At 40.1% G+C, this 14,572-nt stretch carries 13 protein-coding genes; 3 read left to right on the plus strand and 10 right to left on the minus strand.

Annotated features, from left to right (window positions below):
* Positions 1-80: 80 nt before the first annotated feature.
* Positions 81-2,855 (plus strand): S9 family peptidase, encoded by a 2,775-nt coding sequence (locus ATS76_RS13200; RefSeq protein ID WP_058552500.1) that lies wholly within the window; start codon positions 81-83, stop codon positions 2,853-2,855.
* 335 nt (positions 2,856-3,190) lie between these two features.
* Here ATS76_RS13200 and ATS76_RS13205 read toward each other — a convergent pair whose 3' ends face one another.
* From ATS76_RS13205 to rplU, 5 genes are all read right to left on the minus strand, one after another.
* Positions 3,191-3,565 carry a DUF3718 domain-containing protein gene (locus ATS76_RS13205; protein ID WP_058552501.1) on the minus strand — a complete coding sequence of 125 codons (375 nt, stop codon included), beginning with the start codon at positions 3,563-3,565 and terminating at the stop codon, positions 3,191-3,193.
* Between the two features lie 79 nt (positions 3,566-3,644).
* A complete protein-coding gene (gene folA, locus ATS76_RS13210; protein WP_058552502.1) occupies positions 3,645-4,136 on the minus strand; it encodes a type 3 dihydrofolate reductase in 492 nt (163 codons plus the stop codon).
* A gap of 71 nt (positions 4,137-4,207) precedes the next feature.
* Positions 4,208-5,359: an Obg family GTPase CgtA gene (cgtA, locus tag ATS76_RS13215; RefSeq protein ID WP_058404498.1), complete on the minus strand. Its 1,152-nt coding sequence runs from the start codon at positions 5,357-5,359 to the stop codon at positions 4,208-4,210.
* Between the two features lie 141 nt (positions 5,360-5,500).
* Positions 5,501-5,758, minus strand: coding sequence for a 50S ribosomal protein L27 (gene rpmA / locus ATS76_RS13220; protein WP_002957747.1), 258 nt, complete (start codon positions 5,756-5,758; stop codon positions 5,501-5,503).
* A 16-nt stretch (positions 5,759-5,774) separates the two neighbouring features.
* A complete protein-coding gene (rplU, locus tag ATS76_RS13225; protein ID WP_006794538.1) occupies positions 5,775-6,086 on the minus strand; it encodes a 50S ribosomal protein L21 in 312 nt (103 codons plus the stop codon).
* Between the two features lie 421 nt (positions 6,087-6,507).
* Here rplU and ispB point away from each other — a divergent pair, with 421 nt between their 5' ends.
* On the plus strand, positions 6,508-7,479 hold the full coding sequence (gene ispB / locus ATS76_RS13230) for an octaprenyl diphosphate synthase (protein ID WP_058552503.1): 972 nt from the start codon (positions 6,508-6,510) through the stop codon (positions 7,477-7,479).
* 81 nt (positions 7,480-7,560) lie between these two features.
* Here ispB and mdh read toward each other — a convergent pair whose 3' ends face one another.
* The gene (gene mdh / locus ATS76_RS13235; protein ID WP_058552504.1) at positions 7,561-8,493 is read right to left on the minus strand and encodes a malate dehydrogenase; all 933 of its coding nucleotides are present in this window, start codon (positions 8,491-8,493) and stop codon (positions 7,561-7,563) included.
* 224 nt (positions 8,494-8,717) lie between these two features.
* On the opposite strand from mdh, the gene argR reads away from it, so the two are divergent.
* Positions 8,718-9,185, plus strand: a complete 468-nt coding sequence (gene argR / locus ATS76_RS13240) for a transcriptional regulator ArgR (protein ID WP_006794541.1) — start codon at positions 8,718-8,720, stop codon at positions 9,183-9,185.
* On the opposite strand, the gene ATS76_RS13245 is transcribed toward argR, so the two are convergent.
* Genes ATS76_RS13245 through ATS76_RS13260 form a run of 4 tightly spaced genes read right to left on the minus strand, consistent with a single transcriptional unit; the run spans position 9,182 to position 13,814 of the window.
* Positions 9,182-10,081 (minus strand): Dyp-type peroxidase, encoded by a 900-nt coding sequence (locus tag ATS76_RS13245; protein ID WP_058552505.1) that lies wholly within the window; start codon positions 10,079-10,081, stop codon positions 9,182-9,184. The genes argR and ATS76_RS13245 overlap by 4 nt on opposite strands.
* Positions 10,082-10,128: 47 nt before the next feature.
* Positions 10,129-11,178, minus strand: a complete 1,050-nt coding sequence (locus ATS76_RS13250; protein WP_058552506.1) for an ABC transporter ATP-binding protein — start codon at positions 11,176-11,178, stop codon at positions 10,129-10,131.
* Positions 11,179-12,810: an ABC transporter permease gene (locus ATS76_RS13255; RefSeq protein ID WP_058552507.1), complete on the minus strand. Its 1,632-nt coding sequence runs from the start codon at positions 12,808-12,810 to the stop codon at positions 11,179-11,181.
* Positions 12,810-13,814, minus strand: a complete 1,005-nt coding sequence (locus tag ATS76_RS13260; protein WP_058552508.1) for a Fe(3+) ABC transporter substrate-binding protein — start codon at positions 13,812-13,814, stop codon at positions 12,810-12,812. Before ATS76_RS13260 ends, ATS76_RS13255 begins: the two co-directional genes overlap by 1 nt.
* Positions 13,815-14,572 lie beyond the last annotated feature (758 nt).

The following is a 14,572-nucleotide window of genomic DNA, read 5'->3' on the forward strand; positions in this document are numbered from 1 at the left end:
TGCCTGCGTTTTATCCTATCTGGTCGAAATATTAGCCAAACTCGTTACAATCAAATAATGTTAAAAAACGAGATTCAATAATGAAAACAAAGCTCACCCTACTTAGTAGCGCATTTATTACTAGCTTAGTCAGCACCGCGCCTAGTGCAAAAGATGCATTAGAATTTACAGACGTATTTAACTTCAAATCAGCCAAAAGCACACAGCTATCTGAAGATGGCCGTATTTTATCTTTGAGTGCTACGCCATATCGCGGCAATGCGACAGGGCAAGTATACTCTTTAACAAATAACAGCTTAATAAGTGAAGTTGAACGAGGTACAAAACCGCTTATAAACAAAGCGGCTAACTGGGTTGCTTTTACGCAAGTACCCACATTACTCGAAAAAGAAACCACCAAGAAAAAAAACACGCTTAAAAATAACTTAGTGCTAGTGAATACTGAAACAGGTGAGCAAAAAAGTTTTGAGAATGTAAAAGACTACGCATTATCAAACGATGGAGTATGGCTTGCCTATCGCTTAGATATAAAAGCAGATAAAACTGATAATGTAGAAAAAAAACCCAAGGATGAGAGTGAAGAGGAAGACAGCAGCGCTATTTCACCTGACAAAAAAGACAAGGTTTACTCGCTTGTTATTGTTAATTTAAAAAACCAACAAAGTGAAACTATTGATAACGTTTTTAGTTACAGTATAAGTGCTACCAATGATCAGCTTTTGCTAAGCCAAAGTTACCCTGATGGTAACGACAACCAAATAAAGCTAATCTCACTTACATCTTTTAAAAGTGAAGTGCTAATTGATGAACCCGGTGTTGTTGCGAATAAAATAGCGTGGCACCCAATCGAAACAACCGTGGCATTTACATTGGGTAATTATGTAAACGAAGATACTCGCCGTCGAAACCACTCACTACAATTATGGAAAAACGAAACACTTTTAACTATTGAATCTTCAAACAAAGAGTGGACTATAGGCAAAACTGCAAAACTAAGCTGGTCAGAAAACGGCAAACGCTTATACTTTGAAAACCGACCAAAACTTGCAGCGAAAGTAAAAGCAAAAGAATTCGTAGATGAAACCTCACTCTATGACATTGAGACCATTCGCGAGCAAAAAGGCTTGGATATTTGGCATAACAAAGACCCAGAGATAAAACCACGCGAAAAACAACAATGGAACGCGGTTAATAAGCACCGTCACTACGAAGCCGTATATCATGTAAATTCACAAAAAGTAGTTCAACTCAGTACTCCTGCAATGCCGAGTGTTGCTCTCAATACAGAGCGCGATACTTCCTTGCTAGGCTCGTCAAACACTCCCTATTTAGAAAAAATAATGTATGGCGGATTTTTTGCAGATTACTACGCTGTAAACATCAATACAGGCAAGCAAACTCCTATTGTGACTAACAGCCCTTTTAGGCCTTCTCTTTCTCCTAATGGCTTATTTGCGGCTTACTTTGCCGACAACCAAATACAACTAAAAGAATTAGCTAACAATAAGGTTACTCCGGTTACACAAGCCCTAAAAGCAACCTTTGCCGACGACAAACACGATTACCCATCAGATCAACCAGGCTATGGTTTTGCAGGCTGGATGAGCGATAGCAGCCAAGTACTTGCTTATAGCAAATATGATATTTGGGCGTTTAATGTAAACACCAAACAAGCTAAACGCTTAACAAATGGAAAGCAGACTAATACACAGTATCGCGTCATTAAGCTCGATAACAGCCAGGTAGGCTTTAAACAAGATGAAACACTGCTAGTTACTGCTGTTAACCTTCAAACAAAGCAAAGCGAAGTGGCTAAGCTTGATTTAGAAAACACAATCATCACTAAAGTACTCAGTGGTGATAAACGTTTTGATATTGTTAAAAAAGCCAAGAAAGCAGATAAATACCTATTTACAGAACAGACTTATCATCAGTTCCCAGATTTTTATCAAACCGACTTAAGCTTTTTAAGCACACAAAAAGTAACTGATTTGAACCCTCAAACCGCAAATTTTGCTTGGGGTGAAAAACCTGAACTGATTAGCTACAAAGGCTTTGATGGTGAAGACTTGCAAGGTGTTTTAATAAAACCTGACGGTTACAAAAAAGGCGATAAAGTGCCTGTTGTCGTTTATTTTTATCGTTACATGAGCCAGCGTATGTTTGATTTTCCTAAAATGGAGTTAAATCATCGCCCTAATTTCCCAATGTTTACATCAAATGGCTACGCCATCTTTTTACCTGATATTCGTTTTGAAATAGGTCACCCGGGCAAATCGTCAACGCAAACTATGATCAACGCTACCCAAAAGTTAATAGATCTTGGTATTGCTGATCCAAACAAAATTGGCTTGCAAGGCCACTCATGGGCTGGATACCAAAGTGCATTTATGATCACCCAAACAGATATGTTTAAAGCGGTTGTATCAGGCGCACCGGTATCTAACATGACCAGCGCATACAGTGGCATACGCTTAAAGTCAGGCCTTGCTCGCCAGTTTCAGTACGAAACAGGGCAAAGCCGCATAGGTAAAAACTTATTTGAGGCGCCAGAGTTGTATATTGAAAACTCGCCTGTATTTTTTGCCGACAAAGTAAATACGCCAATCTTAATTATGTTTGGTGACAAAGACGATGCCGTACCATGGCACGAAGGGGTGCAGTACTATTTAGCGCTGCGTCGTGCAGGTAAAGATGCGACCTTTTTACAGTACGAAGGCGAACCACATCACTTGAAAAAGTTTCCTAATCAGGTCGATTTTTCAGTGCGTATGATGCAGTACTTCGATCATTATTTAAAAGGTCAACCCGCAGCCAAGTGGATAACTGACGGTGAAGCTTTTATAAGCGATTAAATGCGTTACTATAAAGTAGTGTTCGCCTTTAAATTAAATAGGCTAAAACCGGCTAAATTGGTTGAACACGTAAAAAGCCGATATTACTAAGTAATATCGGCTTTTTAGTTATAGTAACTCGCTTAATTAAGTATCCTCTTTCGAAGTCACTAAATCTCGTCAATAACAAGGAAAAATTTATTAACGTCGTCTACTATCATATACTTTCAATCAGTTAGCGCCAAATTTAGCCATGCAATTTAAGTAAGTATAATTGCAGATTGGAATAACGCATTAACTTACTTTAAGTAATAAAAAAACCGCGATAATCGCGGCTTTTTTAAATCTACTAATAATTACAAACCAGCACGGTCTTTAATTACAGGAATAAGCGCAGAACCTGCATGATTGCCTTCAGCCCACGCTATGTCAGCACCGTCTGACAATGAACTTTTAGATAAGTTTTTAACAATATACTCACCTGCATCTACAGCATTGCTGGCAACGGCATGACGCAATAAGTTATTACCGTTACATTGAATAGAATCATATATGTTACGAATTTTTACACGAGAGCTTTTTAGCTTGCTACGTAAACGGTTTTTATCATCTGCTGCGATATACTCGCAAATAGATAGTGCTAGTTGATCATCAGCTTTTACTGGAGCTGTGTACGAAAGTGAAACTGCAGCGATAGCAGCAATAACAACTAACTTTGATAATTTAAACATTGTTGACCCTTGTTTGGTACTTTATTCCTACGTTAACTGGTTAATATTGTACCAACCTAGTTAACCTTACGCAATAATGTTAGCAGTATTTATATAAAGTTACGAATTTATAACTATATTTATTTTTTTCGTCTGGCTGTTTAGATTGCTCTTCTTTCACTTCCCAATTTGCAATAGCTTGGTAATCAGGGAACTGTGTATCGCCTTCAACATCGAGATCAATAAAGGTTAAATATAAGCGCTCAGCTTGTGTTAAAAACTGCTGATAAACATTTCCACCACCAATAACCATCACTTCTTCAACATCACAAACCAAGCTCAGCGCGGCCTCTGGACTTGTTACCGTTTCAATACCCTCGGCCTTATATTCATTGTTGCGCGTTATAATAACATTGCGTCTACCAGGTAAAGGACAGCCAATAGACTCAAAAGTTTTACGACCCATGATCACAGGCTTGCCTGTAGTAACGGCTTTAAAATGTTGAAGATCTGCAGGTAAATGCCACGGCATTTTATTATCAAGACCAATAACACGGTTATTTGCCATGGCGGCAATCATTGAAATAATCACATTAAATACCTAATACTTTACTATTAAAAAACAAAAAAGGAGCCACTGCTCCTTTTTATATCTAATGAAAATTAACGTTCGTAGACTACTTCTACATCGTAATCATCTTCATCCCAGTCATCCCAGTCATCATCGTCGCCTTTGGTGGCTTTTTGATGGTAGGTATCCCACTTAAATTCTATTTCTTCATCTTCAACTTGCTCAAACTTCTCTTTAGGCATGCTATCAAGCAATGTCATAATGTCGTGTATAAGCGGTTGAGTATGCAGCTTGTTAATAGCTGAAATTTTATAGATATTTTCAGACTCACCTAGCTCTTGTGCAATCGCATCGCATAATGCTTGTGCTTCATCTTCAGGCAATAAGTCTATTTTATTAAATACTAACCAACGCGGCTTTTCTGCAAGCTTAGGACTGTATTGATGCAGTTCGTTTATAATTGCAAACGCATTATCGACTGGATTTGATCCATCCACAGGCATTACGTCAATAATGTGCAATAACACACGACAGCGCTCTAAATGCTTTAAGAAACGAATACCTAAACCAGCACCATCAGATGCACCTTCAATTAACCCTGGTATATCAGCTATTACAAATGACTTATTAGCTTCAGGGCGCACCACACCTAAATTAGGAATAAGTGTTGTAAATGGGTAATCGGCTACTTTTGGCCTTGCTGCTGACACACTGCGGATAAACGTTGATTTACCTGCATTTGGTAAACCTAATAAGCCCACATCGGCTAATAGTAGTAGCTCTAGTTTTAAGTTACGTACTTCACCAGGGGTACCTAATGTTTTTTGACGAGGCGCTCGGTTAGTACTTGATTTAAAACGTGCATTCCCCAAGCCGTGGAAACCACCTTTTGCAACCAAAATTCGTTGACCATGTTGAGTCAAATCCCCAAGCCCTTCTTGCGTATCAACATCGGTAATACGCGTACCCACTGGCACCATTACAAATAAGTCGTCTGCTTTTTTACCTGTACAGTTTCGGCTGCGCCCGTTTGTACCGCGCTCAGCTCTGTGAAAGCGCTCAAACTGATAATCAATCAGGGTATTTAAGTTTTCATCAGCCTGTAGATAAACACTACCACCGTCTCCACCGTCACCGCCGTCAGGCCCACCATCTGGGACATATTTTTCACGTCGGAAAGACACGATACCGCTTCCGCCGTCTCCGGCCTCTGCGCGAATTTCTACTTCATCTACAAACTTCATGATTACTCACTTTAGGGATTGGCTTGCTAATTTATACATTATATACCGAAGCCAAGCCGATTGCAGGCTTGGCTTTGGTATATATTTTTTTCTCAAAACAAAAAACCCCGCAAAGGCGGGGTTTTTTAACTACCTTACTGATTACTCAGTTACGATAGTTACGTATTTACGGTTTAAAGGACCTTTTTGTTCAAACTGAACTTTACCATCTGCTTTTGCGAAGATAGTGTGGTCTTTACCGATACCTACGTTTGTACCAGGGTGGAAACGTGTTCCACGCTGACGAACAATGATGCTACCCGCTAGAACTGATTCGCCACCAAAACGCTTAACACCTAGGCGTTTGCTTTCTGAATCGCGACCGTTACGAGTACTACCAGCTGCTTTTTTATGTGCCATTTCTAAGTACCTCTAATTAAGCGCTAATGCCAGTGATTTTAACTTCTGTGAACCATTGACGGTGGCCCATTTGCTTACGAGAATGCTTACGGCGTCTAAATTTAACAACCTTAATCTTCTCACCGCGACCATGTGAAACAACCTCAGCTGTTATCTTACCACCGTTTACGAACGGTACACCGATCTCGATCTTCTCACCATCAGCAACTAAAAGCACTGAATCAAATTCAACTGCCGCACCAGTTTCAACGTCTAATTTTTCAAGACGAATCGTTTGACCTTCAGTCACACGATGCTGTTTACCACCACTTTGGAAAACCGCGTACATAATTAACTCCGTCTGTGCACCCTCAAATCGGTGCAACTAAAATATTCTTCGATAGGGCGCGAAGTTTACGCTAACGCGAAATAACTAGCAAGCCTATTTTGTAATTAAAATGAATAAAAAGTAGCTGCTTTGAGAGCAATTCAATATTTTCTTTATTTTATATTAATTAAGCCTTTTGCCAAGCGCTTTTTAACTCTTTGCAAAAATAATCCTACTGAGCAAAATGCAACCTATGCAGTACATTCTTCAAACTCAAAAACCACTTCCACTGCCCAATAATTAAACAGACTTATTATTAAATTAAGCACTTATTAAGCACTTTAAGTGGTTTTTTTAAATCAATCGTCACAAAATATCGAGCTAGTGCGTTTTTTGTTGTACAATCTGCGCCGTTCACACATAAAAATTGGCTCGGAGATCAATGGATATAAAAGCTATCCAGGCGTTAATAGAAAGCGATATGAATGACGTCAATCAACTTATACATGCGCAAATGCGCTCAGATGTGGCGTTAGTAAACCAACTTGGTTTATACATAGTTAGCAGCGGCGGCAAACGCGTTCGCCCTATGTTAGCTATTCTAGCAGCCAAAGCGCTAGGATATACTGGTAAAGATCACATTACGCTTGCGACCATTGTTGAGTTTATTCACACCGCGACCTTATTACACGACGACGTTGTTGACGAGTCAAATTTGCGCCGAGGCACGCCTACAGCTAACGCTGAATTTGGTAATGCTGCAAGCGTATTAGTTGGCGACTTTATTTACACGCGCTCATTTCAGTTAATGGTCGGTTTGGGCAAAATGCAAATTATGCAAATACTTGCTGATGCAACCAATATTATTGCTGAAGGTGAAGTGCTGCAGCTTATGAATTGCAACGATCCGGACACAACCGAAGCCAGCTACATGCAAGTTATTTACTCTAAAACAGCTAAGTTGTTTGAAGCTGCAACTGGGCTTGCAGCCATTATTACCGACAATGATGAAGCCACTCTCAATGCGTTAAACTTGTATGGCATGCACCTAGGCACGGCATTTCAACTTGTTGACGATGTGCTGGATTATAATGCCGATGCAGACCAGCTAGGTAAAAATATTGGTGATGATTTAGCCGAGGGAAAACCTACCCTACCACTCATATATGCGATGCAACATGGTAACAGTGAGCAAAAACAGCTTATCCGAGACGCCATTGAGCACAGTAACGGAATGGACAATTTAGAGGCTATATTAGATGCGTTAAAGCATACCAATGCTTTAGAGTTCACAATGAAAAAAGCCGAATTAGAAGCTGATAAAGCAATTGCTTGCCTAAACTTTTTACCTGAATCTGATTACAAACACGCATTAGTCAGCTTAGCCCGCATAGCGGTGGACCGTGACCATTAATATTTAGTGGCTCGATGTAAATAAATTTAGATCAACAAAAAAGCCTGCAAATGCAGGCTTTTTTAATGCTCAATTTGGCTATTACGCCATGAAATCAACACCTTCTTTGATGTCTTTTTTCAGAGTCTCAAGCATGTCGTTTTTCGCTTTTTCTTCAAAAGCGCTAAGTTCGCCGTAAGAAAGAATTTCTTCAACGCCGTTTTTACCTAAGCGTACTGGGTGTGCAAAATACTCTGCATCACCATCTTCAACAGCAACATATGCATAGTCTACAACTTCTTCACCTTGTAGGCCTTTAACTAAAGACATACAAAAACGTGCTGCAGCAGCACCCATTGATAATGTAGCTGAACCACCACCGGCTTTAGCATTTACTACTTCAGTACCTGCATTTTGGATACGTGGAGTAAGCGCAGCAACTTCGTCTTCAGTGAAAGTAACACCTTCAACTTGAGAAAGAAGAGGAAGGATAGTTGTGCCAGAGTGACCACCAATTACGGGTACTTTAACTGTAGCAACGTCTACACCTTTAAGTTCAGCAACAAATGCTTCTGAACGAATGACGTCAAGCGTAGTAATACCAAATACACGGCTTGCATCGTATGTGCCTGCTTTTTTAAACACTTCAGCAACAATAGGTACGGTGCCGTTTACTGGGTTAGTAATGATACCCACAAGTGCTTTAGGGCAACTAGCTACAATGCCTTCAGCTAGTGTTTTGATGATACCGGCATTTACGTTAAATAAATCTGCACGATCCATACCTGGTTTACGTGGCATACCCGCTGGGATTAAAACAATATCAGCACCGTCAAGCGCTGTGTTTAAATCGTCTGCACCAAAACCTGCTACTTTAACATCAGTTGGGATGTGTGATAGGTCAACAGCAACACCTGGTACAACTGGTGCAACATCGTAAAGTGATAATTCAGAACCAGCTGGTAAGCCTGTTTTTAATAGTAAAGACAATGCTTGACCGATACCGCCTGCAGCACCTAATACAGCAACTTTCATTGGAATTCTCCGTCATTTGAGGTAGGAAATACTTGTGGCCCTTAAGATAATGAAATTAGCGCCTAAAAACAAATTTATCGGGCCTATTTTGCGATATTTTCGACCATAGTTGTAAACTTTGGTGGTTTATCGCATCAAACTGTCAAGTTGACTAAACAACTGCTGCATAATTATTCATTTTTGTGTAGTATTTACAGCATAAATAAAAATAATGAACAAAGACTATGCAACCTCAAGATAAACAAGAAGCATTGGTAAAAGCGTTTAAGTCTCTTTTAAAAGAAGAAAACTTTGGCTCTCAGGGCGAAATAGTTGATGCGCTTAAAGAGCAAGGCTTTGATAATATAAGCCAGAGTAAAGTGTCACGCATGTTAAGTAAGTTTGGCGCTGTGCGTACCCGTAATGCTAAGCAAGAAATGGTTTACTGCCTCCCCGCTGAAATGGGAGTGCCTACAGCTAAAAGCCCATTACGCCAGTTAGTCATTGATATTATGCATAATGAAATGATGATCATTATTCGCACAAGCCCAGGTGCTGCGCAGCTTATTGCCCGCTTACTTGACTCGTTAGGAAAGGCCGATGGTGTACTCGGTACTATTGCCGGAGACGATACTATATTTATTGCTCCAGCAAAAATTTCTGAAATAGACGTAACACTTGAACGTGTACGTATTTTGTTTGATACGGTTTAAATTTGCTTTAAAAACCCAACTGAGGGGGCAAAAAAAGCTGACCCCATATCGGCTTGAGTAAAATCAAGCCAGTGGTCGTAACACTCCCCCTCACCTAAACGGCTATTCAATACAGCCTCAAATGCAGTCCCAGTGCTTGCGCAGCTTATGCATAACATCCCTTGTTCATAAACATCACCATAAGGCATACTTTGATTCAACAAAAGGGGTTGCCCTTCTTCATCTTTTAATTCACTGCGCGTGGCATGGCTCGTATTTAACGCAGGGGTTATTAACGTGTTATCTAGGCGTGTACGGCCCATTATTAGTTCTTGTTCACTGAGCGATAAATGCTGCCAAACAGTTAAGTCGTGTTTGTAGCGTTGAACATGAATATAACTTCCCTGATCTTCAAAACACCCTGGTTTATTAATTAACGCGGTTGCTCTTTTTTTTCTACCATGTGGCATATCGCCACCATAAATAAAGCCGTTAAAGTCTCGGCCATCTAAAAAGCGAAAGTTACGAATTTGCTCCACCAGCTCTACATCAGGTGCAAAAAGCTTTAAAACTTGCAGTGCAAATAAGTGATTTACATCTTCTCTATCGGAACGCACCTGCACAAACAAGTCACACGGTTGGACACTCATTTGGTGATCTGAATGATTTATATTGGGAAAGCTTTGCAGCTCACTAGGAATATATTCAGGAAGGATATGAGGCCAATATTGGGCACCAATGGCAACAACACATGACAACATTGACTCTGAAAACTGATCGTTAAACTCCTCTTCAATAGCGCTTACTTGCTTTAGTTTAGCGCGCAATGATTCGTCTTGACCATCAAACACATTAAAAAATAAATGCAAACCATGTAGGTTTGCTTCAGCACAAATCCCAGATTGCGCTTGCGCCATTGTTATTCCTCAGTTTTACAGATATAAACACAGTAAATAACATTTGATTACGATTCAAAAAAGTTCACTGTGTGGGGGTTTATTTTTATTATAACCTGCTCATTGATTTCAAATGATTGGCCATATTGCGCTGCAACTTCAAGCGTTTGCTCGGCTATGACAACTTTATAAATATGAGCAGAACCAATAAAGCGACGACTTAATATTGTAGCCCGTTTACTGAGTTTGTCACTTTGACACTCTTTCACCAGTTCTATTTGATGAGGCCGCACATATAACTCACCACTACATGAATGGTGGCTTGCTGGCGTATCAGACTCAACAGTACCAAAAGGTGTTTTATATTCAGTTGCCGTTAATGCTTGTGCGGGTAAGTATATGCCTTGACCAAGAAACTCTGCAACCACCTTTGACCTAGGAGCAGCAAAAAGCTGCTCTGGCGTGCCTTGTTGGGCAACTTTTCCACGATGCATAATGGCAAGCGTGTCTGAAAAAGCAAACGCCTCTTCTTTGGAATGGGTAACAAATACCGCTGATACTTGTTGCGCCTTAATAATGCGGCGAATATCAGCAATTAACTCAAACCTAACTTGAGTATCTATATTAGAAAAGGGCTCGTCGAGTAATAACAAACTAGGTTTGTAGGCCAATGCACGTGCAATCGCAACACGTTGCTGCTGCCCTCCGGAAAGCTGGTGAGGAAACCTATCGGCACAACCCGACAAATGCACTAACTGAAGCATTTCATCTACACGTTGTTGCTTTTCGGATTGGCTCATTTTACCTAACCCAAACGCAATGTTATCTGCTACGCTCAAATGAGGAAACAACGCGTAATCTTGAAACATCATACCTATATTTCGGTACTCTGGTGCTGTAAATGTTGATTCATCACTGACAAGTTTACCATCAATAAATACACTTCCTTGCTTGGCCTCAACTAAACCTGCAATGGCTTTTAGTGTGGTGGTTTTGCCGCAGCCACTCGCACCTAGTAAACACACAATCTCGTCTTTACCCACCGTTAAATCTAAGTCTTCGATCACCTTTGTACCGTTATAGTGATAGCTTACACCTTGCAAAATTAAACTACTCATTTAACTGTGTTGCTCCATAGAACGATTAATAAAATACAAAGGGATAAATCCAACAATAACAATAAACAAAGCAGATATAGAAGCCAGCTCTAACTGCTCATCACTTACATACTGGAAAACATGCGTTGCTAGGCTTTCAAAATTAAATGGCCTTAGGAGTAAAGCTGCGGGCAGCTCTTTCATGCATTCAATAAACACTAATAACGCAGCGGTCAGTAAGCCTCGCCTTAATAAAGGTAGATGGACTAAGCGCAAGGTTTGGCCTTGGCTTTTACCCATAGACTGGCTTGCCATATCAAGCGATGGACTAATACGCACAAAACTCGACTCTATTGCACCGTGAGCAATCGCATAAAACCGAACGACATAAGCAATCACTATAGTAAGCACACTGCCTGTTAGCAGCAGACCTATGTCTAAATTGTATGACTCTAATGCTGCATTAATGCCATTTTCTAACACGGTAAGAGGTAATAACACAGCAATGGCAAGCACAGTACCAGGTAGCGCATAACCTGTACTCGCTAGTCGCCCAGGAATAAGTGGGTACGAGTGTGATGCTATGCGTTGATAAAAAACAACAAATACACCCAATGCAATTGTTATTAGACTCACAACACCTGCCACTTTTAGACTTTGCCATGCATAATTGAAAAACTCAGCATTCCACGCTTTTTCAAAATAGGTAATCGCGTAATTAAGTAATACCGCAATGGGGATCACAAAAGACACAAGCAAAACCACACTACAAAATGCAGTCGCTAACCAAGCCGACTTACCCTTTAAAATATAAAGTGCCTCGCTATTTACACCCGATTGACGCTCAAATACGGCTTGATTACGACGACTAAAGCGCTCTGCCATAAGCGCTAAAAATAGCAATAACAACATAACACCTGATATTTTTGCAGCGGCAGTCAATGAGTAATACCCAAACCATGTGTCGTAAACCGCCGTTGTTAGCGTGCTAACAGCGAAATAACTAACGGTTGCAAAATCAGCCATTGTTTCCATACTGATCAGCGCAAGGGCCGCAACAATAGAGCCGCGAGACAATACAAGGCTCACTTTAAAAAAACTTTTGGTAGGAGAAAGCCCCATTAATTGACTTGCCTGTACCAATTTAAAAGACTGCTCTCTCAAAGCTGTTTTAAAAATTAAAAATAAATAGGGGTAAAGTACCAAAGCAATCATGACTATTGCACCAGGCAATGTGCGAATATCAAAAAACCAGTAATCATTGGGTGACTGCCAGCCAAACCACTCCCTCAGAGTAATTTGCACGGGCCCAGCATAATCTAGTAAATCGGTATACACGTAGGCAATAATGTAAGTAGGCATGGCAAGAGGCAGCATGAGCGCCCATTCAAAGTGTTTTTTACCTGGGAAGTTGCAGTAAGCGGTTAGCCAACCAAGTGGCAAAGCGATAACACTACTGAGTACACACACCCCTAAAATAAGTAGTACAGTATTAGCAATGTAATCCCAAAGCACCGTATCCCAAAGGTGAGTAAAAACCTCGGAGTTGCCTTGTAGCGATTCAAATAAGAGGAAAAACAACGGGGCCGACAAAACCAAGCCTGTCGACCACGCGAATAGCTGCCATTTAGACAGCTTAAATTTATAAGTCATTAAAGATCGAACTTCACCTCATCAATTAACTTAAGCGCTAACGGACGATATTTACTGATCTCATCAAGTGACAAGCTATCTTCTTTAAAGCTGCCCCAAGATGCAACCAAACTAGATAATTGCACACCAGGCTTAACTGGGTATTCCATATTAAGTGATGCATACATGTTTTGCGCTTTATTGTCGGTCATATACTCTATGAGTTTCAAGGCATTTTCAGGGTTTTTAGCATATTTAGTAATAACAGCTCCCGACACATTGATATGCGAGCCGCGATTAATTTGATTAGGGAAATTAATGTGCACTGCCTCTGCCCATGTTTTTTGTTCTTCGTCTTGCAACATTTTACCTAAATAGTAACTATTGCCTAACGCAAGATTACATAGCCCCTCTTTAACGGCTTTAACTTGAGCACGGTCATTGCCTTGTGGTTTACGTGCTAAATTAGCCTTTACGCCTTCAAGCCATGTTTTAGTTTGCGCTTCACCGTGATGCGCAATCATTGAAGCAACCAACCCTAAGTTATACGGATGTTTACCTGAACGAGTGCAAATTTGCCCTTTATATTTTGGATCAGCCAGTTCTTCGTAAGTGAGCTTTGGTAATGCGCCCAAACGATCTTTTGATGAATATACATTTCGCACGCGTTTTGTTAACGCGACCCATTGTCCATCACCATCACGAAAGGCAGAAGGTACGTTACTATCAACGTGAGTGCTATTAATTGTTTGAGTTAAATTTAAATCTTCCAATTGAATAAGTGCACTAAAATTAGACGTTAAAACTAAATCGGCTTTACTATGTTTACCTTCACGTTTTACACGCTCAATTAATCCTTTTTTAGCAAACACAACATTTGTTTTAATACCGGTTTGCTTTGTAAAATCGTCTAAAATAGGTTGTATTAAAAAAGGTTGGCGAAAAGAGTAAATATTAACAACATCATTTGCAAAGGCTGGCGCCGATGCGATAAACCCTAAAGCGATAGCGAGTGTTTTCTTCATTATTCCACCTAAATAGTAATTATTATCAATAATTCTACCGTGAACAGTTAAAAAGTGCACACCCTAAATAGCCATAAATACTAAAAAAACGTCCAAAACAGAAATGCCTTGTAAGAGATATCTCACGGGTGTGCCAGCTTATAAGTAAAACGCCGATTAAAAACCTACCAAAAACAACTTAAACCATTGATAAAGTTAACCTTTATAGTATTTAACAATAATAATACATAAACTGTATCGTGTTTTTGTCCTACTTTAGTTAAGCCATTCGCCTATACTTAACCCATCAATTAAGCAATGACGCTTAACGAGTAAAAGGACAGGGATTAATTACTCGCAAACCAGTGACTGGTTATTAAGGATAACACGGAGTTAGGACAGGCTCAGGATGAGCATCGCAACGGAGTGTTAATAAACGGACAGCATCAGGAAGATGCATAAAGGAGTGCAACATTGGAGTGTTGCTTAACAGGAAGTTGAAGGAATATAAAGGACAGGCCTTAACAGGCAACACAATGGATTGATAACAACACGGAAGCACTAGGACGTGCACATGAAGGATTTGGTAATAGGCTTTACCACAACAGGACGTTTAGGAATAAAGGAGATAAGCCCGGATTGGCTTATATTGCATAGAACTAGAAAGTAATATAGCGATAAACATGGAACAGTAAAAATTGGAGTTGATTAAGTTCAATTGCAGGATGCAGAAAATTAGAAGATTCCGCAAGCGCGCCTAGAGATAGAGCGCGCTTTTC

The organism is Pseudoalteromonas sp. 10-33, assembly GCF_001469195.1.
In the GTDB taxonomy this organism is placed as follows: domain Bacteria; phylum Pseudomonadota; class Gammaproteobacteria; order Enterobacterales; family Alteromonadaceae; genus Pseudoalteromonas.

Bases quoted from the DNA above. Each gene is read 5' to 3' on its own strand.
- ATS76_RS13200 (WP_058552500.1), top strand. From the start codon at position 81: ATGAAAACAAAGCTCACCCTACTTAGTAGCGCATTTATTACTAGCTTA.
- ATS76_RS13205 (WP_058552501.1), bottom strand. From the start codon at position 3,565: ATGTTTAAATTATCAAAGTTAGTTGTTATTGCTGCTATCGCTGCAGTT.
- cgtA (WP_058404498.1), bottom strand. From the start codon at position 5,359: ATGAAGTTTGTAGATGAAGTAGAAATTCGCGCAGAGGCCGGAGACGGC.
- rpmA (WP_002957747.1), bottom strand. From the start codon at position 5,758: ATGGCACATAAAAAAGCAGCTGGTAGTACTCGTAACGGTCGCGATTCA.
- rplU (WP_006794538.1), bottom strand. From the start codon at position 6,086: ATGTACGCGGTTTTCCAAAGTGGTGGTAAACAGCATCGTGTGACTGAA.
- ispB (WP_058552503.1), top strand. From the start codon at position 6,508: ATGGATATAAAAGCTATCCAGGCGTTAATAGAAAGCGATATGAATGAC.
- mdh (WP_058552504.1), bottom strand. From the start codon at position 8,493: ATGAAAGTTGCTGTATTAGGTGCTGCAGGCGGTATCGGTCAAGCATTG.
- argR (WP_006794541.1), top strand. From the start codon at position 8,718: ATGCAACCTCAAGATAAACAAGAAGCATTGGTAAAAGCGTTTAAGTCT.
- ATS76_RS13245 (WP_058552505.1), bottom strand. From the start codon at position 10,081: ATGGCGCAAGCGCAATCTGGGATTTGTGCTGAAGCAAACCTACATGGT.
- ATS76_RS13250 (WP_058552506.1), bottom strand. From the start codon at position 11,178: ATGAGTAGTTTAATTTTGCAAGGTGTAAGCTATCACTATAACGGTACA.
- ATS76_RS13255 (WP_058552507.1), bottom strand. From the start codon at position 12,810: ATGACTTATAAATTTAAGCTGTCTAAATGGCAGCTATTCGCGTGGTCG.
- ATS76_RS13260 (WP_058552508.1), bottom strand. From the start codon at position 13,814: ATGAAGAAAACACTCGCTATCGCTTTAGGGTTTATCGCATCGGCGCCA.